The organism is Sinorhizobium sp. 8-89 (assembly GCF_030124325.1).
GTDB lineage: Bacteria > Pseudomonadota > Alphaproteobacteria > Rhizobiales > Rhizobiaceae > Sinorhizobium.
Genome location: NZ_JASKLR010000032.1, coordinates 40,021 through 52,207, shown reverse-complemented (window position 1 = coordinate 52,207; position 12,187 = coordinate 40,021). Strand labels below are relative to the sequence as shown.

At 56.2% G+C, this 12,187-nt stretch carries 9 protein-coding genes and 1 pseudogene; 9 read left to right on the top strand and 1 reads right to left on the bottom strand.

Annotated features, from left to right (window positions below):
• Positions 1 to 726: 726 nt before the first annotated feature.
• Positions 727 to 1,662 (bottom strand): hypothetical protein, encoded by a 936-nt coding sequence (locus tag QN219_RS30325; RefSeq protein ID WP_284004130.1) that lies wholly within the window; start codon positions 1,660 to 1,662, stop codon positions 727 to 729.
• Positions 1,663 to 1,971: 309 nt separating this feature from the next.
• On the opposite strand from QN219_RS30325, the pseudogene QN219_RS30320 reads away from it, so the two are divergent.
• The 9 genes and pseudogenes from QN219_RS30320 to QN219_RS34350 form a co-directional block, all read left to right on the top strand.
• Positions 1,972 to 2,281 (top strand): annotated as a pseudogene (locus tag QN219_RS30320) (hypothetical protein); the annotation flags it as partial.
• A 97-nt stretch (positions 2,282 to 2,378) separates the two neighbouring features.
• Positions 2,379 to 2,684: a hypothetical protein gene (locus QN219_RS30315; RefSeq protein WP_284004129.1), complete on the top strand. Its 306-nt coding sequence runs from the start codon at positions 2,379 to 2,381 to the stop codon at positions 2,682 to 2,684.
• 1,074 nt (positions 2,685 to 3,758) lie between these two features.
• Positions 3,759 to 5,045 carry a DegT/DnrJ/EryC1/StrS family aminotransferase gene (locus tag QN219_RS30310; protein WP_284004128.1) on the top strand — a complete coding sequence of 429 codons (1,287 nt, stop codon included), beginning with the start codon at positions 3,759 to 3,761 and terminating at the stop codon, positions 5,043 to 5,045.
• Between the two features lie 24 nt (positions 5,046 to 5,069).
• Complete coding sequence (locus QN219_RS30305; protein WP_284004127.1) at positions 5,070 to 6,614, top strand: nucleoside-diphosphate kinase; 1,545 nt, start codon at positions 5,070 to 5,072, stop codon at positions 6,612 to 6,614.
• Between the two features lie 2 nt (positions 6,615 to 6,616).
• On the top strand, positions 6,617 to 7,132 hold the full coding sequence (locus tag QN219_RS30300) for a hypothetical protein (RefSeq protein WP_284004126.1): 516 nt from the start codon (positions 6,617 to 6,619) through the stop codon (positions 7,130 to 7,132).
• Positions 7,133 to 7,173: 41 nt separating this feature from the next.
• Positions 7,174 to 9,204: an aminotransferase class III-fold pyridoxal phosphate-dependent enzyme gene (locus tag QN219_RS30295; RefSeq protein ID WP_284004125.1), complete on the top strand. Its 2,031-nt coding sequence runs from the start codon at positions 7,174 to 7,176 to the stop codon at positions 9,202 to 9,204.
• Entirely contained in the window at positions 9,201 to 9,674 is a 474-nt protein-coding gene (locus tag QN219_RS30290) for a hypothetical protein (protein WP_284004124.1), read from the top strand. The genes QN219_RS30295 and QN219_RS30290 overlap by 4 nt, the downstream gene beginning before the upstream one ends.
• Entirely contained in the window at positions 9,592 to 11,367 is a 1,776-nt protein-coding gene (locus QN219_RS30285) for a GMC family oxidoreductase (RefSeq protein WP_284004123.1), read from the top strand. The genes QN219_RS30290 and QN219_RS30285 overlap by 83 nt, the downstream gene beginning before the upstream one ends.
• The gene (locus tag QN219_RS34350; protein WP_405052290.1) at positions 11,312 to 11,866 is read left to right on the top strand and encodes a GNAT family N-acetyltransferase; all 555 of its coding nucleotides are present in this window, start codon (positions 11,312 to 11,314) and stop codon (positions 11,864 to 11,866) included. Before QN219_RS30285 ends, QN219_RS34350 begins: the two co-directional genes overlap by 56 nt.
• Positions 11,867 to 12,187 lie beyond the last annotated feature (321 nt).

Here is a 12,187-nt window from a genome sequence, read left to right as displayed (position 1 = left end):
GAAGGGTGAGCTGCAAATAGCACTGCGACATGCACAAATCTCCAAGGGCCAAGTCATTGTTTTTATTGCCATGTCGCACTTGGAAATAGAATGTACCCCGCTACACGAGCGGATCGCATAATCTATGTTATGGAACATCTAGGCGGTTTTGGCGTGAGCAGTCAGCGAATGAGCTCGCACAGATCCCCCGGGCTTCGCCGGCACGCTTTCTGTAACAGAGGATCTTGATCGCGCGCATGCGCGTCGGGGTATCCAAGCGATCTAGCGCATCCGGACTAATGGATTGGCACACGATTGACGTTTAATCGGCGGCTTGAAGTGCAACGACAAAGCGAAGAAGCTCATGCGATTTAGATCATGCGCGGGCCTGTAGCTTCGCGGCTCGTTCTCAACGCACTAGCTGGCGCATGCCCGAATAGGCCTTGCGGCCCGATGGCGCCGGACCTGAACCCACCCCGCAAACGACAGAGGACACATCGCCGAACCCGGACTCCCCGCGCACCGCGGCGCCGACCGTGCTCATCTCCATCGTCGAGGCACGATGTCAGCGCATCACCGGGCCAAAACGCCCGCCCAACGCCAGCGGCGGTGAGAGAAGCGGGCTAGGTTGATTTGGCTTTAAGGGCGTACGCGTTGCGCGCGTACCTCACGGCAGCCGAGTCCGAGCTTGCAGCTTCTCTCAGGACTGTTGTTGTCCAACGGCAACTTGGTGCTGGCAGCGCTTTCTCAGTTGAACTTGATGCTCGCCTGCACGAACACGCCGTAGCGCTCAGCCTCCCAATGCAGGACCTGCGCCCTGCCACCGGACGGCGTCTCCTCGAAATGAGCGGCGCCAGTAGATCCCGCGCGCCAGTAGCGGCCGCCGATGCCGATGTTGAACAAATCCGTGACCTTGTAGTTCAACATTGCCTCGAGCTGGATGCCGTGCCCGTTGCCGTCTTCGGGCAGCGGATTGATATCTGGGCGCAGATGGTGCTGGTCTTCGCCGTCAAGCCGCGTGAACAGCACCGCAACATCACCAGAAAGGCTGAGCCGTTCGGTGATTTGCGTCTGCCCGGCCAGGCCGAGTCGCAGCGAATGCCAATCGTTATCCTGGCTAATAATGCCCATATTGGTCGTAATGGCTGGTACGCAAATCTCCGGGTTGGCCGCCTGCTGCGCGCAATCGAAGGCGTGGTAGCTCTCGTTCCAAAAATTGTATCCGACAAAAGCACCGATGCGGTAACGTGGCGTGTTCCAGAAATTGTATCCGAGATCGGCGGTGAAATAGGTGATGCGGCCGCCGTGCTGATCGGACAACGTGTTCGAATAGGGTAGGAAATCCTCGTCGGTAAGAGAACCCTGGGCGATCCCGCCCGCGCCGATGAAGCCCTTGATGAAGATGCCAGTCGGATTGTGGGTCGCGTTGAAGAAGAATTCGCCCGAACGCGCATCGAGATCGTTGTATGTTAGCCGCGAGACCATCACCGTGCCGCCGGTACCGTAGAGGTCCTTCGACGCTTCGCCGCTGCTGTACCAGTAGCGTAGCCCGCCCTCGAACGAAAAGACCGGGGATGCCGCGCCGGCTAACGCCGCCGGGTCACCGGCCACCGTGGCGTCGGCAGCGGCGGCGCCCGCCGGCAGACCGCAAAGCACGACATATGTCAAAAGCACTCGTCGCATCGGCAAAATTCTCCTTTGTGTTGATTTTCGGGTACTGTCGGGACATCCAGAAATTCGCCCAGGTTGGACCGACTGGAGGTCGGCTCCAGGCAAGAGGATCGTTGTGGCCAAGGGCTGTGCAGCCCTTGGCCCGGCTATTGCTTCCAGTGCGGCGCTTGCTTCTTTTGCACCGGGAGGTCCCTTATGGTACGGGCTGATCCCAGCAGACAGCATTGTGCGAACATTGCGACACTCTCCGCGAGACGCGTTTAGCGACACCCGAAGCAACATGCGTGCCAAAGGAAGAACTCTTTAAACGCATGGCAATCGATCGCCGCATGTCCGACATTTGTCGAGTCTCCGACATTGTCGCGTCACGGCATCGACGCATGCGGCAAAGTAGTGGTCCGTAAGCCGTTGCGCGGTGGCGAGGTGCTGAAATTCTTCGCTGGCCTTTCCCCCTGGCTGATCGGCATCGAGGCGTGCGCGACAGCCCTTTATTGGGCCGGGAATTGGGCAAGCTCGGCCACACGGTCCGGCTGATGCCGCCGGCTTACGTGAAAGCTACGTCAAGCGTGGGAAGACCGATGCGGCCGACGCGGAGGCGATCTGCGAGGCCGTCACACGGCCGACCATGCGTTGAACGCGCCTATGTCGGCCGCACTGGCGACGTGGGGGGACGAGATCGGCTCTCGCATCATCGCCCGCATGTGGTCAGTAATATCATGCGGCTCGCCATGCTGATCGAGCACCGTTATGCACCCTATCCAGAGTGGTTCGGCACGGCCTTTTCCCGATTGCAGAACTGGCAGGGGGTGAGGCTGGTCTCCTGGAGGCTTGCCGGTTCATGGCTGAATTGCAGGTTACGTGGGGCGTACCTTGACGCCCTTCGCGCAGCCATCGAAGACGACGACTTGCGGCGCTTGCCGGAGTTCGGAGCCGCCGACCAGTTCCTCAGCAGCAACTTCGTCCTTGCGGTTCCAGCCTATTCGAGCGCCGCCACAACTGCTCTGCTGCATACGAGCGGAAGAGAAGCTGGCTGAAGTCAGAAGGCACTGGAAGTCGCTCGGTACTTCAGACCAGATTACCTGCCCAACGAAATGTGGACTCATCTGCTGCGCCCGGTTCTGTTCTGTCGTGGCGTCCGGTTAGTGCGGCGCAGCCTGCGCGCATCGGATCCACAGGTTGCCGGAGCTACTGCGGTAGTGCTGCAGGTTTGGCGTGATGGGTGTCAAGCCGTTCCGAGCTTGATCGCGCTTTTCTCGGCCTCGGGCGTTTTCGCACGTGGTTGGAAGCCGGAAACGTCGGGGTGGATCGAATGCCAAGCGTTCCTTAATCATGCTGCCACGGTTTCCTGATTGCGAAGGGCTTCGATAACTTCGGCACCAACTGCCGAGGGTTGGTTACACAAAGCCAACCGAAGTCTCGAGGATCACCGCGCGGGCTCTCGCCGGCGAACTTCACCTTTCCCGTTCGATCTTCCGGCTTGCGGCCCGCTATACCATCGAGGAGCCGCTGGTTTAGGTTCGAAATTACATTTCTATACCGTGGGCAGAAGAGCATCGTTCAAGCGCGCTCCTCCGTTGTCGTACGCCCGACAATGTCGGATAAACATCACATCAAATTTGAAGTCTCACGGTATTTCTAAACGAGTTTCTCCTTTGGCACGCTTCGTGCAGGACCATCCCCAGCCGCATCACAGGCAGGGAGAAAGATTTTGTTGGAAACTGATTGCAACGGCAAGAGTGCCTCGTTTCACATACAGTGCTGTGAATCAACCCTTGCGCAACACCGCTAAAGTGCGACGAAAGTTGTGGCGGGCAGGGTCTAAAACCAAGGCGGCGCTTGCGTCCGCGCATCCTTGGCAGTGGCATCGAACTTGCTCTTGCACCGTGGGCGCATGTTGCCGCAGCGCTGTCGCAAGATCCAGACGTAAGTACGCATCGACGCGACTGCAGGATCGAAAAGGGCCGGCGAGATCGGAGATGCACTGAGATGGCCAAGCTCCAACAGATCCCACAGCTGAAGGCTTCCCATCCGAGGGCAGCTTGGCCGGATACCAATGTTAGAGCCTACGGCCGCTCGACGCTTAAATTCCTATTTCATGGAGCGGCTGAATGAACAAGTATGTCAGTTTGGACTTGGATGCTGCCTCGAGGGCGACTGACCGACCGGAGGCATCTGTCGCACTCTTCGGCGGAGACCCTGTTATCGCTCCTGGACGGATTACATCGTGGCCGGCCGCCAAAAAGAAGCACCTAAAGGCTCTTGGCGTAGTTGTGCGTAGCGGCAAGTATCATCGGGTCAACCATCCGGTCGTTTCTCACCTCGAGCGGCGCCTCACGAAGTGGGCAGGGAATTGGGCAGTGCGGGCGGTCGGTAGCGGAACTGCGGCTATCCACGTAGAACTGGATTACTTCAAAGATCGAGGAAACCATGTCATCACCACAGCGCTGAATTGGCCGGGGGCGGTTGGCCCGATTTTAATCTGCGGGTTAGAACCAATTTTCATCGACGTTGATTTAGAGCTTGCCGGTATTGACGAAGAATCAGCAGCCGGCGCAATGGAATTGGATGTGGCGGCGGTCCTTGTTACACACCTATTCGGCAACAATATTCTCGCGCAAAGAACGCGCGCGGCAGCTCGGAGCCGAGGGATAGCACTCATCGATGACGTGTGCCAGTCGATCGGTGCTGTCAAAAATATCGTGAATAGTGTGTACCTGGAAAGCGACGCCCTCGCATTGTCAGGCAATGGCGCCAAACATCTCGGCGCGGGAGAACTGGGTTTTGTTATCACGAAGGACCCCAACCTCATCGATCATGTCGACCATGTCTCATTGACAAGTTCGTCTCGAAGTGGAGCGCGAATATTTTCGCCTGACTCGCAGGGCTACAACTATCGGCCAAACGTATTCTCCGCTGCGATAGCAAGCGCGCGCATCAAGGGCTTAGACCAGCAACTGCGGAAGCGAAGACGCAATGCGACGTCCTTATGGCAGATGATCAGTGGTCTTTCCGGACTGTTCCCTCTATTCGATCCCGCCGACCATACCCACTCAATGCTTAACTTCCCTCTGCGGATCGAACCAGAAATTTTGGGGTTTCCCCAAGGCCCTGCGGGCAGAGATTTTATTGTTAAGCTGCTTCGGGCTGAGGGCGTGCCGGTTTTGGTTTGGCTCACGCGACCAGTGTTCGAATACTTGCCGGCAGTGCGCGGACGCTGGAACGCGGCCGAGTTTCCGAACACGATGAGGCTACTTGACACAATGTTCTGTGTCTCGGAGATCGCCCCACCGAACGATGCCGAAATCATGAAACTATATGCTGACGCATTTCACAAAATCTGGAGTGTCCTACCGCGAATTCTCCGAAGGATGCCCGATGTTGTGCCGACCGCTTAGGAGAGCTTGAGGGCGACAGAAAAAATGCAGCCAGCTTCCAACGGCTTTCCACCTTACGGGTTCTCCGCAGTAGTGAAATTTGGCGGAAGTCTCATGCGCGATCTAGAGACCTGCAGAACGGTTCTCGCAGACCTTGAGCAGATCCGTACGTCGGGTCACCGAATCATGATTGTCCCAGGAGGCGGGATTCCGGACAAAGCCATCGAGGCCGTCGACTCATCATATCCTCTCGACGCATTCACCGCACATCATGCATGTGCGCTCGCCCAGGATCAGACCGGATATATGATCGCCGATCCTGCGTTTTCTTCGAATCTAGTCCCGTGCTCAACACTCGGCGAGTGCCGGCTCGTCATGGAGCAAGGGAGAATTCCCGTGTTGCTACCTTCGCGAATTCTTTTCGCCTTGGATCCCGTTGAGTGGAGCTGGGACATCACTTCAGATGCTATCGCCGCATGGATCGCATGGCTAACGAGTACGAACAAACTCGCGGTCCTCACAGATGTCGACGGCGTTTACCGGAACGGTAGGAGCGATGATCCATCGGCGCTGATACCTGAAATTGCTCCTGACGAGCTTGCGCGCCTCGGTCATACGTCAATCGATGCATGCGCTGCTCAATTCATGGCGCGACGTGGGCTCTCGGGTGTTGTGCTAAACGGTGCCTTTCCACAGCGATTGAGGGATTGGCTTGAAGGTCGAGAAGTGACCGGCACGCTCATCCGCCAAGCTCTGGATAGCGGCGGCGAACGGCAAGCCCAGCCCGTACGGAGAACTGGACAGACGCGTTCCGTCGGTCTTACTGTCTATGGGCCCGACGTTGCAAAATCCGGCCTGACCAGTGCGCTTGATCGTTTTATCGCACAAGAAGGAAAACTCGAGGTTTGTGATAGGTTCTTTGCCATTCACAGTCGCAGATCGATAGAAGCCTTCTATTCCTTAACGAACTCTAGCGGCGGAAAGCACTGGCCGCTCGTTGTCGATTTGTTCGACATGCGCCCAGTCTGCGCAACATTGTGGATCGGTAATGACGCGTTGTCGAACCTTCAAAATCTGAAGGGTAAGGCCCAGCCAGCGCAAGCTGCCAAAGGAACCATTCGCAGTCGCTTTTTCTGCGACAATCCAGTCACCAATCTCGTTCACGTGAGCGACAGCGACGGTGTCATGCGCGAGGAACTGAGAATCCTTCGGGCGCATTCCATCGGCACAGACGAGACGACCTGGCGAGCGCTCAACACCGGCCAGATTTCTCACTCGTCTTTCCGCGTGCTGCTGGCGATTCTCGGAAATTCCCAAGCACTTCATTCCGACGTTAGCAGCAAAGACGATGATGCGCTTTCGAACGCACGCGCCGCCTTCGAACTGGCGGAATCAGTCGCCGTGAGCCTCGGACTGGCGGAAACGGTCCAAAGATTCTTTGCGGGTGATAGTGCCAGCCTACAAGTGCTGCTCGATAGGGCGGGCGAACTTTCGGCTTGGGACCGTCTTCTGCTCGAAGCGGGTCTACTGGCGATGCCTTACTGGAATTCACTTACAAGCGGCTCGCGGAGAATTCAAAACGGAGATTGAGCATGACTTTGGACATGATGCGCGCGGCGCTCATTGCGATGGCAGCCAATCGATCGGACGAAAGTTGGCTAGCAGGTAGCAGCGTCATTGCCCCATTTCTGGAGCGAGTTCCGAACGACATTGATATCCATCATCTTCAACAAAAGGCATTCGATTATGCGATCGAGCGCGACACTAATGAGCTAGCCGGGGTGGGATTCGTGGTTACGGCGTCAAAAGTCTCTTCGACGGAACACGAGAGAACTTTTGCCCACGCGCAGGGAAACGTTGCAGTTAATTGGGTTTTGGAGGCTGGGCCTCCGCCGCCTCTTGTTCTTGATCCGTCCCTCGGCGTGCGCGCCAACTATGCAGCCATCGTGGCACGCAAAATCGAGATGTACAAACACGACGGACTCATCAAACACCGAGAGGATCTTCACTGCCTCCTTCGCAACGTACCTTTCGTTGGAGCTGAACTCGACATTGCGTGGTTAAGGTTCCAACTCGCTGCGCTGGGAATCCTGAACGCCAACTCTTGAAACGAGGCTGGTGAGCGTGACCGCCGGCCAGGGAGCCTCACATGACGACCGTTGAAAGAATAAGAAGGATCCTAAGTGCCAGCCAAGATCGGAGCTTTCCACTCCGAATGAGCGAGTTTGGACTGGACTTGGTTGTGCATGAAGGAGTTTTTCCACCAGAAGAGTTTGCTGGATGGAGGTGGGCAACTGAGAATTTTCCCCCTGTTCTGGGACTAGATATCCTCGAGATCGGTTGCGGCTTTGGTTTGCCTGGCCTGCACCTCGCAAGAGCGGGTGCGAAAACTGTAACGTCGGTTGATATTGACTCACGAGCAGTCATCAACACAATCGAAAACGCTGGCCGCAACAACATCTCGAATATTGAAGCCTTCGAAAGCGACATTTTCTCAAATGTTCCTCGCACTCGACGGTTTCATATCATCTTTTGGAATTTTCCAAGCCAGTTCGCCCCGGACGACTTCGAGTGCCACAACGAGCTAGAACGCGGGATAATTGATCCCGGCTACGCTTTGCTGCGGCGGTTCCTGGCAGAGGGGCCGCAGTGGCTTACGAAAAATGGCCGGATAATCCTGGGCTTCGGTAGCTACGCCCGCGACGACATTCTTTCAGAGATTGTTCGGGAAAACGGGCTTGAGTCATCCATTCTGATTCAGGGATCGCAAGCGACTCGGACAGCAACATATAGACTTATGCAGATCCGCAAAGGCCATGAGAAGCCATATAATGGTTTCGGCCAATCTCGGGAGCTAACCGAGCTCGCCCGGGCTCTCTACCCAGCCGGCGTCACCAGAGTTTCCATAGGAACGGTTCAACTCAATAAGGAAAACGATGGTTTATCCATCTACGCGCACGCCGGAGAAGGCGCACGCATACAAGACGCCGACGGAAACAGCTATATCGATTTTCACAATAATTTTTCGACGTTGGTCCACGGCCATCGACATCCGGGAACCATCGCCGCCATTACTTCCCAGCTGGAGCGCGGCACTGCTTTTGGCAACCCAACGGTCGCCGATATTGATCTCGCGCAGGCGATTTGCGACCGCGTCCCCGCCATTGAACTTCTCCGTTTTTTGAACAGCGGCACCGAAGCTGTGATGTTTGCCATCAAGGCGGCTCGGGCGATGACGGGGCGGACCGGGCTAGCAAAGCTGGAGGGGGCGTTTCACGGTACTTACGATTGGGCTGAGGTAAGCACCCGCAGCAACCCAAGTAATTGGGGGGGTGAGTACCCGAACTCAAATCCGCCATATCTTAGCACGCCTTCGCACGTGTGCGCGGACGTCTTGGTTCTTCCCCTCAACGATACAGAGCGATCAAGGAACATTATCGAGCAGCATGGTTCCAATCTCGCCTGCATTCTCGTCGATATGCTTCCCTGCGCTGCAGGCATGATTCCGCTCAAAACCGATTATTTGGCGATGTTACAGGAGACAGCGAAGCAACACGGGATCGTTTTGATCAGCGACGAAGTTGTGTGCTTTCGACTTGGCTATCACGGCGCTTCTGCATCGAGGGGCTTTGTGCCTGATCTCGTCACTTTGGGAAAGGTGGTAGGCGGAGGGCTTCCGATAGGGATAGTCGGCGGAAGCTCGGTGATCATGGAAGCGTTCGCTCCCCAAGATAGGGCTCGAGTGCCTCAAGGTGGAACGTTTTCGGCGAACCCCCTTACGATGGCCGCTGGGCGCGCAGCCCTTGCAGCGTTGACAGTGGCCGAAGTTGACCGGATTAACGAACTCGGTGACTACCTCCGTGAACAAGCCGAGCGCGCTGCTTGCGATGTAGGCGTGGCTATCACGGCGCAAGGAGCCGGATCGCTGTTTCGATTCCATGCAAAAAAAAATCGACCTTGGTCATATCGCAATGCCCATCATGATGCCTCCGAAAAGGAAGTATTGCGGCTGCTGCATGCTGGAATGCTAGAGCGCGGCTTTTACGTAGCCGCCCCGTTCTGGGGGAGCATCTCGACGTCAATGACAAAACATCACGTCGATGATTTCCTCGATGCCTTCCGCGCATGTCTTCATGAAATTCCCGCTCTTCAGAGACTCGATAGGAGAAGCGCAGTATGACCGCAATGACTTCGCCATCGCAATCGGAAATGACACTGTTCGGCCTGCTGGTCTGTGAGCTTACCGGCTTCGATGATTTTGACACTCAGCTTCTCGCTCTCAACCTGTCTATTTTGAGAGCTGAAAAGGCTGCTGTGGGCGATATCGATCAACTCCTTAAGGCATACAAAATGCTCCGCGAAGAAAGCGGACCAGGGGATATCGCGTTGCGTTGCCAAGCACTTCGGAGCAATGGCGAGTTTGCTGCGACGCTCAAGCAGATCCTCTATCTCTTTTACCTGGGATCGATTTGCGTCGATGGCCATTGGAAACGTTGTGGTTGGAGGCAACATGAGGATGCGCTCGTTTGGAGGGCACTCGGTGTTCATTCGCCGATGACGCGGGGTGATGGTGAATTTGCCGATTGGGCCTGCAAACCTCGACAACGTGATCGGCCAGATCGGCGAAGCGAGCGACGCTATGAGCACTAACCTCCGCGATGTGGCGATAATCGGATCGGGCTTCGCGGGATCCCTGATCGCAAATTCCTTGGCTCAGGCCGGCATGGACGTTGTGCTAATCGAAGCTGGTTTGCCAATGGACGACGAGACGCACGCTAGGCAAAGGCGGCGCGAGACCTTTGCCAATTCGGACGAAGCTGAAGTCTTCGCCCCTTATACAGATCTCATTGCGCCGCAAGACAGAGGCTACAAATCCGGATCTTATATCCAAGAAGCCGCAGCCGACCGTTTTGAAGGCCAGTATATGCGTCTTACTGGCGGAACCGGCCTCGCCTGGTTGGGAACGGCCCTGCGAATGTGCCCGAACGACTTTCTGATGCAGACGATGTACGGCCGCGGGCGAGATTGGCCCGTCTCGTATGATGACTTAGAGCCATGGTATTGTGCGGCTGAAGAGGCAATTGGGGTGGCCGGCAGTCCGGAAGCCGACACTTCTTTGAACTCATCAAGAAGTAAGCCCTTTCCGATGCCGGCCATCCCGCAAAGCTACGCTGATAAATATGTAATCGACCGGATCGGGGGGCTGCATTTTGACTCCCGGGAAATCAGCATCGTACCTACTCCTCAAGCTCGCAATTCAGTCGACGGCTACAATGGTCGTCCACTTTGCGAGGGTTATTCGTCCTGCGTGCCCCTTTGTCCTGCCGGGGCTAAATACGATCCCTTGGTCCATTTACGACTTGCATTGTTGAACGGGGCAGAGTTGCTTGCCGGCTCTGCAGTCTCGAAGCTGGATGCGTCGGAGGATGGCCGAATAACGTCGGCTTGGTTCGAGACCAGCGATGGATCGACTGGGCGCGTCCAGGCCCGCGCGTTCGTATTGGCTGCAAACGGAATAGAAACACCGAGGCTGCTATTACAGTCAAATCATCAACGTGCCGCAGGTTTGGCGAATGAAAGTGGTCTCGTCGGACGGAATCTTATGGATCATGTGGAAAAGCACTCGTGGGCCATCGTGCCAGATCAAATCTTTCCCTACAGGGGACCACAATCGACATCCGGGATTGAGCTCTTCCGCGACGGACCGTTTCGGCGAGATCGGGCAGCCTTTCGGACCGCATTGCGCAATGACGGCTGGCGCAACGTGAGTGGCGCGCCGTTTGAATACAAGCCCCTATCCTCGGCTGCGGTCGGTTTGCTTGAGCTGGTCGACCAGCAGCACCTTATCGGCGAGGATCTTTTCAATAACGTACACCGACTAGGAATTCGCCAATTTGCCCTGCAGAGCGTTGTAGAAATGCTTCCAGACCCAGCCAATCGGGTTGCATTATCCTCCGAGATCGACCGCCTTGGCTTGCCTCGCCCGAAAATCCAGTTCCGACTCGACAAATACAGCCGTCATGGGATCGCGGCGGCAGCACGCCTTCATCGAGAGATCTTCCGTAAACTAGGCTGCAACGTAACTGATATCGGCATTCACATACAAGATGATCGAACGGCATCGGATGCTGGTGGTAGTCATATCATGGGCACTACTGTAATGGGAAACGATCCGACGACGTCGGTAGTAGATGCAAATTGTACGGCACATCACCACAGGAATCTCTTCGTTGCTGGGAGCGCAGTGTTTCCGACCGGAGCAGCGGCGAATCCGACATTGACGATATGTGCGCTCTCCCTTCGCCTGGCCCAACATCTCAAAGCCACTATGCGCGCCCTTTAGCCATGCACCGCTCTTCCGCAACGATGAGGAGAAGGACACTTTGGAAATTCGCCCCATACTTCCCGAAGATTTCTCTGAGCTTCTTAGTCTTTGCTCCGAGCACGCAGCATATGAAGGATCGGTGATCTCTGAAAGCGACCAAGCCACGCACTGGAGTTCCGCGTTCTTTGGAGCGCCGCCACAGCTCCATGGCTGGGTCTGCGACGAAGGTACGGCGGCACCCGGTACGCTGAGAGGCTACATGACAGCCCAAGTCGCCATCTCAACGTGGTCTGCAAGACCATACGTATTTTTGGACTGCATCTACCTCAAGCCCGAGGTTCGGCGTCTCGGCATTGGTCGTTCGATGATACTGAGGTTGATAGAGTTTGCGCGGGAGCATGGGTGCCGAGAGATTCAGTGGCAGACGATTCTTTCGAACCAGATCGCAAAGGCGTTCTATAGCTCTCTCGGCGCCATACCGGTCACGAAAACGCGATGGACATTGTCCGCTGCTTGAAGGCACATCCTTGCGATCGAAGCTAGTTTTCCCGGCTAAGCCGGTCCATCGCAGCACAATCGATTCGAAAAACAATTACCTGCGAGTGCATGAACCGAATCCGACGTGCCTGGCTAAGTTCGAGCTAACATGAATGATCAGGGAGGGCCAGGTCGGCAGGAGCGGAGAAGGAATCCCGAGGCAGATACCTGCCTCGCGGACGGCTCCTTGAAATGCGCCGTAACTCTCTACAAGCACAGGAAATAACTCGAGAGAACGATCAATCAGCTTCGCCAACTCATCCAACGTTCAGGGGTGCATTCAATCCGCGAGCAGCTGGCA